The sequence below is a fragment of the Paenibacillus sp. J31R109 genome, from assembly GCF_059692055.1.
This window is the reverse complement of sequence record NZ_JCAUAR010000008.1, coordinates 105,179-123,364: the sequence shown is the minus strand read 5'-3', so window position 1 is coordinate 123,364 and position 18,186 is coordinate 105,179. Positions and strand designations below refer to the sequence as shown.

The following is an 18,186-nucleotide window of genomic DNA, read 5'->3' as shown; positions in this document are numbered from 1 at the left end:
TGTCGCATATACCACCGAAATTAGCTGTTAATTTGTTATAAGATGAGGATGACAGGTTATTAAAGCTAGGAGGTATACAAGGATGACCACACTCGCAAAAAGCACACCATGGAAAGCCAACTGGATCTGGGGAGGATCTGAGGAAAGTCCACGCAATCAATGGCGCTGGTTCAGAACTTCGTTTATTTGTCCGCAGGATTTGGGAATGCTGGAGAAGGCGATCTTATGGATCACAGCGGACTCTCGCTATGAAGCTTATATCAATGGAAAGCGGGTCGGAAGAGGCCCTGTTCGATACTTTCCAACGGATATTTTCTATGACGCCCATGAGGTAGGGCATCTTCTTCGACGTGGTGAGATCAATACAATTGCCGTGGGAGTGATGCATTTTGGCGTCTCCAATTTTCAATATTTACGAGAACGTGGCGGATTACTTGCGCAATTAGATGCGTTCGTGGGCAATAACGAAATGACGCTTGTGCACACAGGCACCGATTGGCGAACATCTGTACATGCCGGACAGGACCCAGCCATCTCCCGCATGTCCTGTCAGTTAGCTTTCGCAGAACGTATCGATGGCAGAAAGCTGGCGGAAGACTGGACATTGTCGGCTTATTCCGATGAACAATGGGAGCAAGCTACCGTCATTGGGCCAGCAGGTGTGGAGCCTTGGGTGCGGCTAGTGCCGAGGGATATTCCGTACCTGACGGAGGAGCCGGTTCTGCCTACGCGCGTGATTTCATTAGCTAGAGTGGTCCCTTATCAACTTACGGCTTTTATCGATACGTATCATATGATGAAGGCGCCTGGTGAAGAAAATGCCAACCGTATCTTCTTCTGTGGAGCTTTCGCAACTATTCTCCGCTTGGAAGCGGAAACGGAATTGAAGATTACGCTCCACGTCAGCGGTCTCGGCATCGTTCGATTAGGAGATAGGCTTTATACGGCAGCGGAGCTGGAAGTAGAGCCGCCGCTTAAGCATATTCGTGCTCAATTGCCAGCAGGTGACCATCTCTTGCTGTACACCGTATATGGCCCTGAACATGGTCAAAGTAACCGTATTGGCGTTGATGCGGATACAGAGATGACGTGGATCTCGCCTTTTGGCGCTGAAGAGGACGGGGAGCCGATGTCTCCATTCGTTCGCATTGGTCCCTCTTTTACCTATACAAGTATTGATTATATCGATCAGGATGATCTATTTGCCTCGTGGGAAGCTGAGAAAGTCCGCTTCGCAGAAAGCATCGATCCGTTGGCGAGCTTGTCAGATGTGCTTGCTGCGGGTTACCCAGTTGAAGGTGTTCCTCATAGCTTAGCAAATGGAGAGGATGCCTTCATGCCGCAGTTCGCTAAGCGCGAATCAGAGGAGTTCTCTGTTCCTGCTAGTCTGCAACGCCTTGCGATCGCTTCCACAGACCCGGGTGTGGTGCCTGTGTTCGAGGGTGGAGACACCGAGTTTATACTCGATTTCGGCAAGGAGTGGAGTGGGTTTCTCGAATTTGAACTAGAAGCCGAAGCGGGAGTCATCATCGATTGGTACGGCATCGAATATCGGAAGGACACATACGTTCAGCATACGTTCGGGTTGGATAATACACTGCGGTATGTGACCCGCGAAGGTACGCAACGTTACGAATCCCCGGTTCGCCGAGGGTTTAGATATCTGATTGTCACCGTGCGTGGCGCGACGAGACCGGTGTTGATTCGTGATGTCCGGGTCGTTCAGAGCAATTATCCAGCTCCTGAGATCGGTGCTTTCAAGAGCTCCGATTATAAGCTCAATCAGATTTGGGATATTTCCAAGCACACGACGAAGCTCTGTATGGAGGATACATTTGTCGACTGCCCGGCTTACGAGCAGGCTTTCTGGGTAGGAGACAGTCGCAATGAAGCGCTCGTCAATTATTATACGTTTGGCGGAACAGAGATTGTAGAGAGATGCCTTCGGCTAGTTCCTGGCTCCGAGTTTCAGACGCCACTGTATGGCGACCAGGTACCTAGCGCATGGACGAGTGTTATTCCGAACTGGACGTTCTTTTGGATCGTGGCTTGCCGCGAATATGCGGAGCATACAGGAAATCGTGTTTTTGCGGCGGATATGCTACCCAAGATGTTGCTGACGTTAGAAGCGTATCTGGAACGACTGAATACGGATGATTTATTGGATATGAAGGGCTGGAACCTACTCGATTGGGCGCCGATGGATCAACCTAATGACGGCATTGTCACACATCAGAATTTGATGCTAGTGAAGGCGCTGCAAGAGACGGCCGCTATTGCAGAGCTTGCAGGGATGCCTCTAAAGGGTGCCGCGTGTATCGAAATGGCGGTGCGCTTGAAAACAGCGATCAATCGCCATCTTTGGAGTGAGGAAAGGGGCGCATATCTCGATTGTATTCATCGGGGAGGTCGACGCTCGAGCATTTTTAGCATGCAGACACAAGTGATGGCGCTGCTCGTAGGCGTTGCGGAAGGGGATCGTGCTGCCTTACTGAGCGAATACTTGACTGCAACACCAGAAGGATTCGTGCCGATTGGCAGTCCGTTTATGTCTTTCTTTTATTACGAAACGTTGATGAAATCTGGCCATGTGCAGTGGATGCTCGACGACATGCGAGAAAATTTCGGCTTTATGCTCGATAACGATGCCACGACGTGCTGGGAAATGTATGGACACACGACGATGAACCGTGCGAACGCGAATGACTTGACCCGCAGTCATTGCCACGCATGGTCCGCGGCTCCGGGGTATTTCTTGGGGGCTTATGTGTTAGGAGTGCGACCAGCTGCACCGGGCTGGACAAAGGTAATCATTGAACCCAACATCGGCGATTTAAGTTGGGCAAAAGGAACGGTACCGCTGCCACAAGGCGGGTGCATAGATGTTACATGGAAAGCCGACAATGGGCAGATGGTTTCGCTTATTGTTACAGCGCCTGAGCATGCCGAGCTGGATATTCGTGTTCCAGAAGCGTGTGCGGTTAGTATCCGGCGAGTAAGCCAACTCTTGGAATAGTAACTTAGAAGACGACTATTAATTCGATATTGAATTAATAGTCGTTTTTTTGAAATCGACGCTATTGTCGGTAGCGTCGTCGCATTTGCTCATACGTAACTCGAAAAATTCGAGTTAGGGGATGAGCAAGGAGCGAAGAAGCAGCTGTAACTCGAAAAATTCGAGTTACGGGTTGAGAAAGAGGCGAAGCAGCTGCCGTAACTCGAAAAATTCGAGTTACGGGATGAGTAAAAGGGCGAAGCAGCTGCTGTAACTCGAAAAATTCGAGTTAGGGGCTGAGCAAGGGTCGAAGAAGCTCCCGTAACTCGAAAAATGCGAGTTAGGGGCTGAGCAAAAGGCGAAGCAGCTGCCGTAACTCGAAAAATTCGAGTTAGGGGATGAGCAAGGGTCGAAGTAGCTGCCGTAACTCGAAAAATTCGAGTTACGGGTTGAGAAAGAGGCGAAGCAGCTGCCGTAACTCGAAAAATTCGAGTTAGGGGATGAGCAAGGAGCGAAGCAGCTGCTGTAACTCGAAAAATTCGAGTTAGGGGATGAGCAAGGGTCGAAGCAGCTGCCGTAACTCGAAAAATTCGAGTTGCGGTAGCTGCTTCCATTTCTAATAAAATAAGGTTGACCCAAAGTAGAAGAATCTACTAAAGGCCAACCTATACAATGGCATTCATAACGATTAGCTACTCATTTGGTGATGCGGGAGCGGGATCTTCTTCGGCTGCAGCAACTTCATCATTCGCTTGGTTATTCACTTCACTGATCTCTTCATTAACCTCGCTAGCTTCCTTGACTTCTTCACTCGCTTCTTCCGTAACGCTGTCGCTTGCAGTCTCGCTCGCAGCGGCATTCACACCTGCAAGTTGTTGAAGCGATTCTAATCGGCTGCTCAAGCTTTTAATTCTTTCATCTGCTTGGTTGTTAGCGCCAGCTAGTTGCTGCGCATGGCGAAGCAAAGTTTTTACTCTTTCAATTTCGGCTGTATGTGCCATCGTTATGTTGCCTCCCCATAGTCTCGTTCATTTTATCTAGCACCAAGGAAAACTATCATCCATAGAAAAGTGTATACTTTTCCACGAATGACTACAAGAGAAATTAGTATAAATTAGCCCAATGGTCAGGGAGGATGACCGCGGTTCGATTATGGTAGAATAGTTACAAAAGGTTGTTTACATAGGGGAAGGAGCTCGACGATTGGCTACCTCAAAGAAAACAGTAAGAATTTGCAATAAAGGACATAAATACTATAAAAGTACCGACTGTCCAACTTGTCCGACTTGCGAACAAGAGCTCAAGCCGGAATCTGGTTTTCTTTCGACACTCTCAGCACCTGCCAGACGAGCATTGGAGAACAATGGCATTACAACTGTTCAACAGCTATCAGGTTACAGCGAAGCGGAGATTCTACAATATCACGGCATGGGCCCAGGTTCATTACCCAAACTTCGAGCTGCCTTGCAGGAGAACGGGTTATCTTTCAAAAGCGTGGATTGAAGAACGCTTACGCTTATCTTTTTGGTCAAAATACGTTGGCGGCCCCACGATGAGCGGAGGCCGCTTTTATGCTTTGGTTTTTATAGCTGTGGTCATGGTTAGTTTCTTCCTGATTTTGTAACAATTAAATAGGGGAGATACTTAGTTTTGATATATAATAAAAAAGACCGTACGGTTCGGTTTTTTATTGGTCAGTTATTAATTGTAGTCAGTTATTGATTTTAGTCTGTTATTAATTGTAGTCAGTTATTGATTAATCGTTTTTTAATAGTTGTGGTCGGTTTTATATTAATTCCAAAAGGGGGGAAAGAAGATTCTAACTAAAAAAGCTTACGTTCTCATGGTGACAGTATCCGTGCTATTCATTGTGTACGTTTTGTACGCCAACTTTATTCATGATCCACAAGCAAGTAATTTTCTTAGCCATAAAACTGCGCTTAAACGAGCTCTAAATACGGCAGTCTGGCTAAAGGTGATGAATGTCCATATTATTTTTGCATGTACGGCTATGATTGCGGGGGCTGTTAATTTCTCATCTTCGGTCATAAGGAAACACCGCAAGTTTCATCGTGTAAACGGTTATTTTTACTTGATTTCGGTACTTATTGTTGATCTCACTTCCGGTTATATGGCCCCATATGCGACTGGCGGTAAGGCAAGCAGCATGGGATTTAACTTGATGAATATTGTGTGGTTGGTCATGACGATTATCGCCATTGTAAAGATTAGGAAGAAACAAGTGAATCAACATCGCAAGTGGATGACGAGAAGTTATGCTTTTGTTTTTACCAATCTCACGATTCATGCTTTAACATGGCTGCTCCATCAGGGATTCGGACTTTCGTATATCACCAGTTATACATTTTCGGTGTACGGATCGATCTTATGTCTCATGCTGGCCGCTGAGCTAGTCATTCGCATCGTTTTTAGAAAGGAGGCATTCTAATGCATATTCAAGTGGTACTATTCGATGGATTCGATTTGATGGACGCCATAGCCCCTTATGAAGTATTCGCTGCCGCGGCGATGTATGCTGGTGGAGATATAACCGTGGAGCTCGTATCTGCGGAAGGGAAGCGAGCGGTACCGAGCGGTATGAAAGGGCCAGCGATTGAAGCAGAAGCTGCCTTAGATCCGAGCAGATCAGGTATTATCCTTGTTCCTGGGGGATCAGGCAAGCCAGAAGGCGATTCGGAAGATGCTGTTCCGAACATTCTAAAGTTAGCGATGGAGTCGAATTTAACGGCATTAATGAAACTTGCTTTGGAGAATGAGAATATCACGGTGGCGACGGTATGCGGGGGTTCGTTGGTGCTTGCTATGGGGGGCTTGTTGGAAGATCGCTATGCGGTTACGAATCATCTGGGAATGGCGGCGTTAGGAGCAACAGGTGTAATTCCGATTGCGGCAAGAGTTGTTGAGGATGGACACCGATTGGTGAGTGGAGGTGGTGTGACATCAGGACTTGATGTAGCGCTGTACTTGGTGGAGCGTGAAGTCGGGCCTCAAATCGCTTCTGCCGTGGAGAAGTTGTTTGAATACGAACGCAGAGGGACGGTGTGGCGAGCACAAGGTAGGGTACCCATTAACTTTACTTCGAGTTCGGAAGTTGTTGCCCAAGATTTCGAAGAGGCGTCGCACGAAGATTCAGAAATAAACGGCACATGGCAGTCGGAGATTGCAACACCAATAGGCAAAATGTCTGTTTTGTTTCATATTTCATTGAAAGATGGATTTGTTAAAGGCACAGCAACACAAGGTGATGAGGTTACCGAATTCCTCAATCCAACTTGGGATGGTCATCGATTGACATGGACGCAAAAGGTGAAGAAGCCGATGAGATTGAATTTGAAGTTTGAAGTAACCGTGCAAGGTGATACCATGCGTGGTACAGCCAAAGCAGGGATGCTGCCTGCCTCGAAGGTTGCGGGACGACGCTGCTAATGAGCCCTGTAGGTCATGAGCAGCCGTTCAATATGTTGTGTGGCATAAGCGACGTGACGGTTGTCCTGCGTTAGCCTGCTGGCCATAATGCCGCCTTCAATTGTGGAAAATATAAAAGAAGCAACCGATTCCAGGACCATCTCCGTTTGAAATTCGCCTGTACTCACCCCTTGGGCCAGTAAGGATTGAATGAAACCCAACATGTGCGTATAGGCGCCCACCGCAGGGTCCCGAAGGACGGGGAAGGAGTGGTCACTTTCAATCGCAGTATTTAAAAAAGGGCATCCACCTTGGATGGGAGGGTTATGGACGGTGTCACGGTACACATCGCACATGGCTACAATTTTGCCGGTTGCTGTGTCGTGAAGCTCGATAGCCGCTGAGAAATGCTCCCAGAGTACGTGCCCAGCGTATTGGAAAGCTTCAAGCGCAATCTCCTCTTTGCTGGTGAAGTTGCGATAGATCGCTCCCTTCGTTAAACCAGTTGCAGCCATGATATCCTGCATTGTCGTGCCTGTGTACCCTTTATCATTGAATAGAACAGCCGATTTCTCAATAATTCGGAGTTTCGTTTGTTCACCTTTTCGCATCATACTAATTCCTCTCTGAACAACGATTGTACCTCAATTATAACACAACCTAACTCACCTGATGACCCTTTCACTGCCCCAGAAGGGGCACCATCGACTAACCCACATTCTTCCAAAAAAAAGATTGCAAAGGATTCAAATCCGATGTAAGATACAAATATTAGAAAGAAAACGTTTACAAAGTAGCATCATTAAACCGGTTTAATACTTTTAAACACCAAATGTTAAACGGTTGCCGAAGATCTCTCGATTTCTAGTTTCGCAGAAATTCTCAGGAAGATTTCATGATTGAGGATAGTATCCTGAGCAATCTCATAAATTTATTAAAGCGCTTACAAAATTAATTAAAACGGTTTAACCACATACAGCTCGGACATGTAAGCACCCCCATTAAACCGGTTTAAAGTTATTTTGCCTTGGAGGTGAAGGGAACCAATATCCAGTTAAGAGCTAAGGAATATTGAAGTACCCGTATATTACTTTTAAACCATGGAGGGGATAAGCTTGCAAAAAAACAGATGGCTTCTTGCAATGATGATGTTGATTTTTGCCGTAGTTTTTGTGGCATGTGAGAGTGAAAGTGAGGCTCCAAAAGCAAGTTCAGCAGTCGTGAAAGAAACAACAGGTCCAGTAGCATCAGCGCCGCCTGCCAAGATAGAGACATACAAAGAAGCTCCGATGTTGAATAAGCTTGTAACGGCAGGAACGATTAAACCTGTGGCTGAACGGATTCCAGCAAAAGACGAAATTATGGTCGAAAAAGTAACGGATGAGATCGGCAAATACGGCGGCGACTGGAAAATGCCATGGGGCGGACCTAATGATCGCTGGGCTGTTGGTCAACCTACGGAGGAGTCGTTATTTCGTTTTAATAAGGATGGAAGTGAGGTTGAGCCTAACGTTGCTAAAAGTTATGAGGTCAACAAAAACTCGACGGAATTCATTATCCATTTGAGAAAAGGCATGAAATGGTCGGATGGTGTACCTTTTACAGCGGATGATGTCCTCTTCTACTGGGAGCACATGCTCACGAAAGAGACTTTCGGGAAGAAAATTTATGATGCTTATTACTCCGTCGACCCTGTATCGGGAGAAAAGGCTCTAGCTACAGTGACCAAAGTGGATGACTACACCTTTAAAGTTACCCATAAGTATCCAAGCGTTCAATTTTTGGAGCGTGTTGCTATCGATAATAAATGGTTCTTCGCACCGGCACATTTTCAAAAAACGATATTGCCTGAGTTTGTAGGTGAAGCAAAAGCGCTAGAAATTGCGAAGCAATGGGGCTTTGCAGATGTCAAATCTTTCTTGGTCGCAACGGGCTATTACTACTGGGTTAACCCGCAAATCCCAACTTTAAGACCTTGGGTAGCTAAAAATGATCCGAATAGTGATCAATTCATTATGGAGCGCAATCCTTACTATTGGAAAGTGGACAGCGCAGGAAATCAACTGCCTTATATGGACCGTATCGTGGCTACCAAAGTTCAGGATCCAGCACAAAGAGTGCTTGGTGCTTTAGCTGGCGATTATAATTTGCTTGGATTTGACTTTAAAGATTTCACCGTATTAAAAGAAAATGAGAAAAAAGCAAACTTCAGTGTATTGGCTTGGACGACAGCAGCTTGGTCAAGTACAGGGCTTCAATTCAATCAAACCATTGCTGATCCTAATCTGCGTAAGCTCTTCCAAGATATTAAATTTAGAGAAGCTGTTTCTGTTGCGGTCGACCGCAAAGAAATTTCGGAAATTGTTACGAACGGATTAGGCGTACCTCAACAAGCTTCCGTTCCAGAAGGCTTGGTGGGCTACCAAAAAGGCTGGGCCGATCAGTGGAGTAAATTTGATCAAGCGCGTGCTAATCAACTGCTAGATGAACTTGGTCTGACCAAACGTGATAAAAATAACTTTCGTTTAAATGCTGACGGTTCTGATCTAACCATTACGATTACTGAGAACACGACAAATACGGCAACTTTCTTGGAATTAGTAAAAAAATATTATGAAAAAGTGGGACTAAAGGTAGATATCAAAGTTGTAGATGCCGGCACGCATAATGATCTCAAATACGCCAATAAGATTTCGGCAACGACAGAAAATATTTCCCTTGTCAATGTGGCTTTCAGACCGGATACACTTGTACCGCTGCGCGTATTGACACCATGGCTTGGCAATTATGGCTTGTATACGTCTTCTAATGGTAAAGAGGGAGTTAAACCGGAAGGTGACATCGCGTTAGTTATGGATTACTGGAATAAAGTTAAATCATCGACAACGAAGGAAGATATTACGAAGTGGAGTAATGAAATCATTAAACTCAATCAAAAAAATCAATGGTTAATTGGTTATACGGGTCCAACACCAAATCTGATTGTTGCATCCAACAAGATGGGGAACGTGCCTAAGAATTTAATTTTCGCTGATGAATTCCGCAGCTTAGGTCATGGACATCCAGCCCAATTCTTTATCAAACAATAGGTCGTTGTTAGCGACATACAGGGGAAATTTAATTTCCCCTGTATGCGTTACAAGAGGATGATCGAATTAACCGGAGAGGACAGGATCGAGATGCTCCAATATATTTTAAAAAGAATCGTTTTGGTCATACCCGTCGTTTTTGTTATATCCGTTATTGTATTCTATATCATTCAGTTACCTCCTGGTGACTATGTTTCATCGTATGCAGCGAAGATGTCCGCGGCTGGTGAGATCATGACACAAGCAGATATCGCCGAAATGAGATCAGCCTTAAAATTGGATCAACATTGGTTTGTACAATATTTGGAATGGATGAAAAACATTTTCACCGAATTTAACTTTGGATATTCGTTTAGCTTCAATAGGCCAGTTATGGATGTCATATCGCAATATATGGCGTTAACGCTGATCGTTTCTGTGGCGACGATGGTATTTACCTATGCTGTAGCCATTCCAATTGGGATCTATTGTGCAGTAAAACAATATTCCATTGGTGATTATATCTTTTCAGCTTTCGGTTTCCTTGGTATGGCTACACCTCACTTTTTGATGGCGATCATTCTCATGTATTTGTCCTATGTGTATTTTGGTGATCCGTTGTTAGGTCTATTCTCCAACGAATATGCGAGTGCGGCATGGTCGATGGGTAAGGTTCTTGACTTGCTGAAGCATATGATTATCCCTATTATCGTGATTGGTTTGGCGAACACAGCAGAGCTTATTCGCGTCATGAGAGGGCAAATGCTGGACGAATTAAATAAGCCGAATGTAGTGACTGCACGGTCCAAAGGCTTATCGGAAATGAAAATATTACTGAAATACCCGACGCGCGCTGCGCTCAACCCCATCGTAAGTACCCTTGGATGGTCACTAACGTCGATTTTTACTGGTTCTACGATTACGGCGATTGTTCTTAATTTGCCTATTCAAGGTCCCGTTATGTATAACGCCTTATTAGCCCAAGATATGTATCTAGCAGGTACGTGGTTATTGTTTATGGCCGTACTGACGGTTGTAGGTACGTTGATATCAGATATTTTGTTGGCATGGCTAGATCCCAAAATTCGCACTGCATTCAGAGGTGTGTAACTATGAAACCAATTACAACGGTGCGTAAACAACTCCTGCCTAGCTTCAAGCGTCCGAAAAATAACGATGTCTATTACAGCTCACAGTGGCGTCTTATATACCGCAGATTGAAAAAACATAAATTAGCCCGAATCAGCTTAATCATTCTAGCTAGTTTCTACCTAGTAGCACTCTTTGCTCAGTTTATAGCCCCTTATAGTTTGGAAAGCTACGACAGCAAATATGTCAATGCGCCACCTACGAAATTGAGTTTTAAGGATGCTGAGGGCAACTTTCATTTCAGACCGTTTGTTAATGAACTCAAATCCGGGAGAGATCCCGTTACACTGCGTAAAAAGTTTGTCCAAGATGAGAATGTTCGCCATCCGCTGCGTTTTTTTGTGAAAGGTGAAAGCTACAAATTCCTGGGTATGATTCCAACAAGTACCCACCTATTTGGTGTAGATGAACCTGGTCGTATCTTTCTATTCGGTACGGACGGAATGGGGAGAGATTTACTTTCACGTGTTGCCCTAGGCAGCCAAATTTCACTAAGTATTCCACTCATCGGCGTGGGGATTAGCTTTGTCCTTGGTTTATTTATCGGTGGGATATCTGGCTATTTCGGAGGATGGATTGATTCGGTTATTCAGCGGTTCATTGAAATCATTCGATCATTTCCAACGCTGCCGCTCTGGATGGCCTTATCAGCTGCCATACCAGCCCGCGTCCCTGTAGTGACCATGTATCTCTATATCGTCATCATCTTTGCCTTCATTGGTTGGACGGATTTAGCCAGGGTTGCGAGAGGGAAGTTCATCTCATTAAAAAATGAAGAATATGTGTTAGCAGCCAAAATAGCAGGCGTCAGCGACGCTAAAATTATTATCAAGCATCTTTTACCTGGCTTTATCTCCTATTTGGTCGTGGCGACGACACTCGCTATCCCTGGGATGATTCTGGGCGAGACGGCTATGAGCTTTCTAGGTCTGGGTATCCGATCTCCCGCGACCAGCTGGGGTGTATTGCTTCAGGAAGCACAGCAAATTGAGAATATTGCTTTGTATCCATGGAAGCTTTTCCCTCTCGGGTTTGTCATTGTTACCGTGTTAACGTTTAACTTTCTAGGCGACGGTCTGCGTGATGCAGCCGATCCATACAAGAAATAAACTAAGGTAAGGCGGGGAATGTCATGACATCAAATGCTAGTATTGATTCGCAATCCGAGCTACCCCTACTGTCCGTTCAAGACCTCAAGATACGTATTCAGATGGATAATGGGGAAATGAGAGCTGTAGATGGCGTTGATTTTGAAATAAAAAAAGGAAAAACACTTGGGCTTGTTGGCGAGTCCGGCTGTGGGAAAAGTCTAACCAGCAGGGCCATCATCAGTATTAATCCCAAAGAGTGTGAAACTTCAGGCAAAATTGTGTATCACTCCAAGTCGGAGAAAGCACTGAATGAATTAAATTTGTTGTCGCTAGATACAAAGGGTAAGCAGATTCGATCTATTCGCGGACGCAAGATTGCGATGATCTTTCAAGAGCCGATGACGGCATTTTCACCGATGTACACGATTGGCAATCAGATCATGGAATCGATCCTCATCCACCGCACCAAGGATAAAAAAGAAGCCAAAAAAATTGCGCTTGAAATGTTAAGTAAAGTGGGCATTTCGGATGAGGCGAAGAGATTTGATCAGTACCCGCATGAGTTTTCAGGTGGTATGCGTCAGCGTGCGATGATCTCCATGGCGTTATCTTGCAACCCTGAATTGTTAATCGCCGATGAGCCCACGACTGCGCTCGATGTCACCATTCAAGCGCAAGTGATGGAGCTGATGAAGGGACTTCAAAAAGAGTTTGGCATGGCCATTCTCCTCGTAACGCATGATCTAGGCATCATTGCTGAGATGTGCGATGAAGTAGCTGTCATGTATTTAGGCAAAATTGTGGAGCAATCAACGGTCGGGGAGATCTTCAAAAATCCGAAGCACCCCTACACCAAAGGGTTGCTCAACTCGATGCCGAGATTAGCTGGTAATCGCAATACCCGCCTGGAATCAATCGAAGGTACTGTACCGATGGCCATCGACATGCCTCCAATGTGCGGCTTTTATGAGCGGTGCAAAGATCGGATCGAAGGAGTATGCAATAAACAAGCCGTGCCCAAAACGCAAATAACGGATAATCATATGGTTAGATGTTTTCTTTACAAGAATGAAGGTGAGGAGAATCAGCATGTCTAAGCCTATATTGAAAGTAAACAATCTAATCAAGAATTTTGAAGTGAAAGACAAGAATAAGTTGTTTAGCAAGCCCTCCTCCGTTCGCGTGCTGAACAACGTTTCTTTTGAACTTGTGGAGGGAGAAACCTTAAGTATCGTTGGTGAATCAGGCTGCGGGAAAACGACGCTAGGCCGTTGTATCGTGAGGGGCATGAATGCATCGTCAGGGGAAGTGATTTACCATCCGGAAGGTGATGCGAAAGTTGATTTTTTAGGCCTACGGGGCAAAGAATTTAAGAAGTTCAGAAAAGACATTCAGATGATCTTTCAGGATCCGTATTCGTCATTGAGCCCGAGAATGAGCGTCTATGACATTATTTCGGAGCCCCTGCTTGCCAACTTTAAGCTAACGAAAGCGGAATTAGACGAAAAAGTGACCCTGATTGCCGAAAAAACCGGGTTAAATGTCAGTTATCTCAAACGGTATCCGCATGCTTTCTCCGGAGGGCAAAGACAACGTATTGCGATCGCTAGAGCGCTTATTTCACAACCTCGACTCATCGTCTGCGATGAAGCGGTGTCCGCCTTGGACGTATCGATCAAAGCGCAAATTATTAATCTATTAAAAGACCTGCAGCAGCAGCTTCAGATTACGTATATTTTTATCTCTCACGATTTATCGATTGTGCAAAATATTTCTGACCGGGTAGCCGTTATGCACTTAGGTCGAATTGTTGAATTAGCACCTGTGGAAGCACTATTTAATCAGCCAAAGCATCCCTATACAGAGGCTCTGTTGTCTGCCGTGCCGGAGCCTGATCCGGACTATAAGAAGGAACGCATCATTCTCGAAGGCGAAGTACCGAACCCGGCGAATCCGCCAAGTGGGTGCCATTTTCATCCGAGGTGTATGTACAAGACCGACAAGTGTATACAAGAAGAACCTGAGCTGCGGGACATAGGCAACAATCATTATGCCGCCTGTCATTATGCAAGCGAATTAAACTTAAGAGGTGTTGCACATGAATAAACGAGTAACGAATGATCATATCGCGGTTGATCCCAATGCGAAGAAATTAATTGTATTTCTAGACTGCGGAGATACGATTATTGATGAATCAACTGAAATTAGAGATGACTACGATGTGGTTATCAAGGCTGATATTATTCCAGGGGCAGATATTATGGTGAAGACGCTTGCTGAACGGGGCTATATCCTGGCACTTGTAGCAGATGGCAGAGCACAATCGTTTAAAAACATGCTGACGGATCATGGTTTGTATGATTATTTTACGACGATGGTATATTCTGAAGCCGTTAAAGCTGCTAAACCACATCCTCGCATGTTTAAAGCAGCTATGGGTGCACTAGAACTTACGGAGCAGGATTGCTCACGAATTGTTATGGTAGGTAATAACTTAAGCCGAGACATAAAAGGCGCTAACGAAATGGGGATTACCAGCATCTTCTTAAGCTGGACGCCACGCTATCCGAAGCTGCACGAAGAAGAAAGTCAAAAGCCTGCTTATACGATAAGCAATCCGATTGAATTAATTGACTTAGTGGAGAAGCTTAATGCACAATTGGCTTAAATGAACATTGTAATGAAGGGAAGTTTATCTAACCATGGCTAAAATTGATGATGTCGCAAGATTAGCGAAAGTCTCAAAAGGGACGGTCTCCAACGTCTTTAGCCAAAAAAGACCGACGAGTAATGAAGTCAGGGAACGTGTCATGAGCGTTTCCAGGCAATTAAACTATGTCCCCAATCACACGGCGCGAAGCTTAGTTACCAAGAAAACGATGGCGATTGGGTTAACCATTCCGCATGGCAGTTTCTTCTTTAGTGCGTTCCATACGCAATTTATTAATGGGGTTATTTTAGAAGCGTCTTATTATGGGTATAGGGTCTTGCTGGACATTATTCCTTTGCAGCAGGTGAAAACGCCGTTCTTGACAAGTTATCCGATTGACGGTGCTGTCGTTATGCGGCCTACCACCAATGATGAACGCATTAATCTGATGCATATGGGTCAGATCCCATTTGTCACCGTTGGCCACGTAATGAATGAGAATATTGAACATTCCTCAAGTGTTGATAACGATAATGGGCAGATTATGTTCAGTATTTGCGAATACTTGATGGATAGAGGCCATAAAGACATTATGTTTTTGAATGCCAATGAGCTTATGACGGTGTCAATTGATAGGAAAGATAGTTTTATCAAAGCGATGAATGAGCGTGGGCTAGATGTTGCGGAACATATGATTCATCATAAGCCGGACTTGAGTTCAAGTGAATACTTGGATTATGGCTACGAAGAGACTATGAATATTCTTGGTAAACAGAAGAAGAAAGTCACTGCGATTATTGCAGATGATGACCGTACAGCATTCAGTGTCCTGAATGCGATCAAGGATTTAAATCTCAGTGTACCTGGCGATATTTCTATATTTGTCATCTGTGGAGATCATTCCATGATGGTTCAATCCAACCCCTCTTTGACAAGTATGGATCTGCAGCCTTCTGAGCTGGGAGCGCAATCTGTTCGAATCTTAATGCACCAATTGGGCGTGCTTCCAGGTGACTTCGCTGAGAATGTCATCGTTGAAAGCAAAATTATAGAACGAAATTCATGTTCGACAATTTGAGCTGGACAGGGTCACATAGGTAAGCAAATAGGGGAGGGAGCCGAATGAGCACTCGAAAATGGCAGGTAGGTATAATTGGCCTTGGCGGTATCGGCGATTATCACAGGAATAATCTGGCGAAAGTGGCCCATACAAGCGTTGCGGCCATCTGTGATGTGAATGAGACAGCAGTGGAGCAGGTTGGAGATCGTCTGAATTTGCCAAAAGAGAAGAGATACAGTGATTATCGAGCACTCATAGCTGATCCTGACATCGACTTCGTTATTTCAGGGGTTTCGAATAAATACCATTATGACATTTTGAAATGTGCGATTGAGAACGGTAAACCCATTTTCTCGGAGAAGCCCTTTACGCGAACCTTGGAAGAGGCGGATGAACTGCTACGCTTATATGAGCACAATCCGATCCCCTGTATGATTGGATTCTCCTATCGGTACAGACCCTGCTTTCAATATGTGAAGCAACTGGTTACGGATGGCGCCTTAGGGCGGATTCGGCATATCGCTGCGCATTACCTGCAAGAGGAAAACGCGCCGATGTTTAATAAGGAGTATACGTGGCGGTTTAATAAAGAGATGGCAGGATCCGGCATATTAGCGGATATCGGCTCACATATGGTGGATGCGGCACGATTCTTTGTAGGCGAATTTACGCAGGTATCCGGTATGATGAGCACGTTTATTGATCGTCGGTTAGATAAACGGACGGGACAATACGCTGAAGTCGATGTGGATGACTTTACTTCTTTCCAGTGCGTGCTTGATGGCGGTGTGATGGGCTCATTTTATACCCATAAGAATGCAATTGGGACAGGTAATCAATTTAACGTTACCTTGTTTGGCGATCTGGGCACGGTTCGAATCTCAGTTGAAAAGCCGAATGAAGTCCATTTGACGCTCAGATCTGGTGACAATCTACAACTGACCGAGTCCACCATTCACTTAGATGAGAAGTCCGTGAAGCCGATGCTGCAGGATTTTGTGGATTATTTGGAGCAAAAGCATTCTTCATCGGTCCCTACGATTATGGATGGATACCGTAACCAACAAGTGCTGCAAGCGATCATCGACTCAGCAAAAGATGGCGTGACGCGAAGCTTATAAAATGCTTTTCGACTAGCATAAGGGAGGGCTCTCATATGATCAGAGTAACGATTTGGAATGAATTTCTCCAGGAGCAAAGAAAAGAAGAGGTAGCTCTAATCTATCCAAAGGGCATGCACGGAGCTATTGCAGATGGGATTAGCCAAGATGGCTTGGAGATTCAGTGTGCAACGTTCAATGAGCCTGAACATGGCTTAACGCAGGAAAAGCTGGATCAGACAGATGTTCTTATTTATTGGGGACACGTTGAGCATAAAGGCTTTCAGGATAACGTCGTAGACCGTATCTGTAGACGCGTACATGAAGGTATGGGACTCATCGTACTTCACTCCGGACATCATTCTAAGCTGTTCCGCAAATTGATGGGCACTTCCTGTGATCTTCTATGGAGAGAAGCAGATGAGAAAGAGCGGTTGTGGGTCCTTGATCCATCACATCCCATTGTAGAGGGAATCGGTCCCTACATCGATTTGGAAGAAGAGGAAATGTACGGCGAACATTTTGATATTCCTACACCTGAGGAATTAATATTCGTCAGTTGGTTCCAGGGGGGCGAGGTATTCCGCAGTGGGTGTACGTATCGTCGGGGCCAAGGGAAAATTTTCTATTTCCGTCCAGGCCACGAGACGTATCCGACTTATCACAACAAAGATGTGCAACGGGTCATTGCTAATGCGGTGAAATGGACAGCCCCGGTGAAAAGAGAAAAGACATTTTATGGGCATCACAAGCCGCTTGAGGAAATTAAGAAGTGAGTGAGCAACTTATCGCAGGAAGCTTCTTTCATGGAGAAAGAAGCTGTTTGGTTTGCGAATTAATTAGGTAGTAAAGCTGGGATTCGCAAAGATTCTTGATTGAGGTGAAGATAATGACATATCCCTTACTAACTGCTCATACGGGCTGTATGGGTACACCTGATAACAGTTTATTTTCAATAGAAACAGCGCTCTCTAGCGGGGCTGACATTGTAGAAGAAGATATATTAGTAACTTCTGATGGTGTCCTCGTACTTTCTCACGACGATAGCGTGTACGCCGCAGATGGAAAGGCATACAGGATTTCCAGCATGAGCTACACCGAACTGAGTCAGTTGGATATCAAAGCACATAACGGAGCTCCTGGCGAGACCATGCGAATTTTATCGTTGGAGTCGGTTCTGCCTCTCCTTCGGGCATCAGGTAAAATCATGAATCTAGATCTGAAATCCGATGACTGTGTGGAGCCTGTTGCCCGATTCGTCGAAAACAATGGACTGCATAAAATCGTCATTCTAAGTGGATGTGAGACCAGTCGTGCTCACGCTGTAAACAGAACGGATTCGCGTTTACGTAAACTGCTGAACGTGGATACGTCCTTATTTTTAGCCCTAAATGAAAAAGAAGCTGCTCGCATTAGTTGTGAGGACGCTTCTAGCGCCAACTGCTTCGGACTTAACGTGAATTATCGTGTTGTAGGACCAAAACTCCTTCAGGCAGCAGCCCGTCATAAGCTGGATGTCTACATCTGGACGGTAAATGCAGAAGATGAGATGAAGCATTTTATGGAGATGGGGGTTCACTCGATTACTTCTCGTAATATTGCTGCTTTGGTACAAGTACGGAAGGAAGTTAGCGGATGAATGAGTAG

At 45.1% G+C, this 18,186-nt stretch carries 16 protein-coding genes; 14 read left to right on the top strand and 2 right to left on the bottom strand.

All coding sequences use genetic code 11. The features are described from left to right. The first annotated feature begins 82 nt into the window (after positions 1 to 82). Positions 83 to 3,016, top strand: a complete 2,934-nt coding sequence (locus AC58QT_RS20595; RefSeq protein ID WP_497410668.1) for a family 78 glycoside hydrolase catalytic domain — start codon at positions 83 to 85, stop codon at positions 3,014 to 3,016. A gap of 671 nt (positions 3,017 to 3,687) precedes the next feature. On the opposite strand, the gene AC58QT_RS20590 is transcribed toward AC58QT_RS20595, so the two are convergent. Continuing rightward, positions 3,688 to 3,996, bottom strand: coding sequence for a hypothetical protein (locus AC58QT_RS20590; RefSeq protein WP_497410667.1), 309 nt, complete (start codon positions 3,994 to 3,996; stop codon positions 3,688 to 3,690). A 202-nt stretch (positions 3,997 to 4,198) separates the two neighbouring features. Here AC58QT_RS20590 and AC58QT_RS20585 point away from each other — a divergent pair, with 202 nt between their 5' ends. From AC58QT_RS20585 to AC58QT_RS20575, 3 genes are all read left to right on the top strand, one after another. Next, the gene (locus AC58QT_RS20585) at positions 4,199 to 4,498 is read left to right on the top strand and encodes an RNA polymerase alpha subunit C-terminal domain-containing protein (protein WP_497410666.1); all 300 of its coding nucleotides are present in this window, start codon (positions 4,199 to 4,201) and stop codon (positions 4,496 to 4,498) included. Positions 4,499 to 4,838: 340 nt separating this feature from the next. Next, positions 4,839 to 5,444 carry a DUF2306 domain-containing protein gene (locus AC58QT_RS20580; protein ID WP_497410665.1) on the top strand — a complete coding sequence of 202 codons (606 nt, stop codon included), beginning with the start codon at positions 4,839 to 4,841 and terminating at the stop codon, positions 5,442 to 5,444. Continuing rightward, on the top strand, positions 5,444 to 6,442 hold the full coding sequence (locus AC58QT_RS20575) for a DJ-1/PfpI family protein (protein ID WP_497410664.1): 999 nt from the start codon (positions 5,444 to 5,446) through the stop codon (positions 6,440 to 6,442). The genes AC58QT_RS20580 and AC58QT_RS20575 overlap by 1 nt, the downstream gene beginning before the upstream one ends. Here the strand turns inward: AC58QT_RS20575 and AC58QT_RS20570 are convergent. Further along, positions 6,439 to 7,032 (bottom strand): TetR/AcrR family transcriptional regulator, encoded by a 594-nt coding sequence (locus tag AC58QT_RS20570; protein WP_497410815.1) that lies wholly within the window; start codon positions 7,030 to 7,032, stop codon positions 6,439 to 6,441. The genes AC58QT_RS20575 and AC58QT_RS20570 overlap by 4 nt on opposite strands. 504 nt (positions 7,033 to 7,536) lie before the next feature. Here AC58QT_RS20570 and AC58QT_RS20565 point away from each other — a divergent pair. From AC58QT_RS20565 to AC58QT_RS20520, 10 genes are all read left to right on the top strand, one after another. Then, on the top strand, positions 7,537 to 9,510 hold the full coding sequence (locus AC58QT_RS20565) for an ABC transporter substrate-binding protein (RefSeq protein WP_497410663.1): 1,974 nt from the start codon (positions 7,537 to 7,539) through the stop codon (positions 9,508 to 9,510). Positions 9,511 to 9,600: 90 nt separating this feature from the next. Beyond that, on the top strand, positions 9,601 to 10,599 hold the full coding sequence (locus AC58QT_RS20560; RefSeq protein WP_497410662.1) for an ABC transporter permease: 999 nt from the start codon (positions 9,601 to 9,603) through the stop codon (positions 10,597 to 10,599). A gap of 2 nt (positions 10,600 to 10,601) precedes the next feature. Continuing rightward, positions 10,602 to 11,747 (top strand): ABC transporter permease, encoded by a 1,146-nt coding sequence (locus tag AC58QT_RS20555; protein WP_497410661.1) that lies wholly within the window; start codon positions 10,602 to 10,604, stop codon positions 11,745 to 11,747. A 23-nt stretch (positions 11,748 to 11,770) separates the two neighbouring features. Continuing rightward, on the top strand, positions 11,771 to 12,826 hold the full coding sequence (locus AC58QT_RS20550; RefSeq protein WP_497410660.1) for an ABC transporter ATP-binding protein: 1,056 nt from the start codon (positions 11,771 to 11,773) through the stop codon (positions 12,824 to 12,826). Beyond that, the gene (locus AC58QT_RS20545; protein WP_497410659.1) at positions 12,819 to 13,835 is read left to right on the top strand and encodes an ABC transporter ATP-binding protein; all 1,017 of its coding nucleotides are present in this window, start codon (positions 12,819 to 12,821) and stop codon (positions 13,833 to 13,835) included. Before AC58QT_RS20550 ends, AC58QT_RS20545 begins: the two co-directional genes overlap by 8 nt. Next, on the top strand, positions 13,828 to 14,397 hold the full coding sequence (locus tag AC58QT_RS20540; protein WP_497410658.1) for an HAD family hydrolase: 570 nt from the start codon (positions 13,828 to 13,830) through the stop codon (positions 14,395 to 14,397). The genes AC58QT_RS20545 and AC58QT_RS20540 overlap by 8 nt, the downstream gene beginning before the upstream one ends. Positions 14,398 to 14,431: 34 nt before the next feature. Further along, entirely contained in the window at positions 14,432 to 15,457 is a 1,026-nt protein-coding gene (locus AC58QT_RS20535) for a LacI family DNA-binding transcriptional regulator (RefSeq protein WP_497410657.1), read from the top strand. A gap of 44 nt (positions 15,458 to 15,501) precedes the next feature. Next, a complete protein-coding gene (locus AC58QT_RS20530; protein WP_497410656.1) occupies positions 15,502 to 16,560 on the top strand; it encodes a Gfo/Idh/MocA family protein in 1,059 nt (352 codons plus the stop codon). A 35-nt stretch (positions 16,561 to 16,595) separates the two neighbouring features. Continuing rightward, positions 16,596 to 17,315: a ThuA domain-containing protein gene (locus AC58QT_RS20525; RefSeq protein ID WP_497410655.1), complete on the top strand. Its 720-nt coding sequence runs from the start codon at positions 16,596 to 16,598 to the stop codon at positions 17,313 to 17,315. 113 nt (positions 17,316 to 17,428) lie between these two features. Next, positions 17,429 to 18,178 carry a glycerophosphodiester phosphodiesterase gene (locus AC58QT_RS20520; protein ID WP_497410654.1) on the top strand — a complete coding sequence of 250 codons (750 nt, stop codon included), beginning with the start codon at positions 17,429 to 17,431 and terminating at the stop codon, positions 18,176 to 18,178. The last annotated feature ends 8 nt before the right edge of the window (positions 18,179 to 18,186 follow it).

Coding starts and splice junctions, on each gene's coding strand:
- AC58QT_RS20595 (WP_497410668.1), top strand. CDS start 83: ATGACCACACTCGCAAAAAGCACACCATGGAAAGCCAACTGGATCTGG.
- AC58QT_RS20590 (WP_497410667.1), bottom strand. CDS start 3,996: ATGGCACATACAGCCGAAATTGAAAGAGTAAAAACTTTGCTTCGCCAT.
- AC58QT_RS20580 (WP_497410665.1), top strand. CDS start 4,839: ATGGTGACAGTATCCGTGCTATTCATTGTGTACGTTTTGTACGCCAAC.
- AC58QT_RS20575 (WP_497410664.1), top strand. CDS start 5,444: ATGCATATTCAAGTGGTACTATTCGATGGATTCGATTTGATGGACGCC.
- AC58QT_RS20570 (WP_497410815.1), bottom strand. CDS start 7,032: ATGCGAAAAGGTGAACAAACGAAACTCCGAATTATTGAGAAATCGGCT.
- AC58QT_RS20560 (WP_497410662.1), top strand. CDS start 9,601: ATGCTCCAATATATTTTAAAAAGAATCGTTTTGGTCATACCCGTCGTT.
- AC58QT_RS20555 (WP_497410661.1), top strand. CDS start 10,602: ATGAAACCAATTACAACGGTGCGTAAACAACTCCTGCCTAGCTTCAAG.
- AC58QT_RS20550 (WP_497410660.1), top strand. CDS start 11,771: ATGACATCAAATGCTAGTATTGATTCGCAATCCGAGCTACCCCTACTG.
- AC58QT_RS20545 (WP_497410659.1), top strand. CDS start 12,819: ATGTCTAAGCCTATATTGAAAGTAAACAATCTAATCAAGAATTTTGAA.
- AC58QT_RS20540 (WP_497410658.1), top strand. CDS start 13,828: ATGAATAAACGAGTAACGAATGATCATATCGCGGTTGATCCCAATGCG.
- AC58QT_RS20535 (WP_497410657.1), top strand. CDS start 14,432: ATGGCTAAAATTGATGATGTCGCAAGATTAGCGAAAGTCTCAAAAGGG.
- AC58QT_RS20530 (WP_497410656.1), top strand. CDS start 15,502: ATGAGCACTCGAAAATGGCAGGTAGGTATAATTGGCCTTGGCGGTATC.
- AC58QT_RS20525 (WP_497410655.1), top strand. CDS start 16,596: ATGATCAGAGTAACGATTTGGAATGAATTTCTCCAGGAGCAAAGAAAA.
- AC58QT_RS20520 (WP_497410654.1), top strand. CDS start 17,429: ATGACATATCCCTTACTAACTGCTCATACGGGCTGTATGGGTACACCT.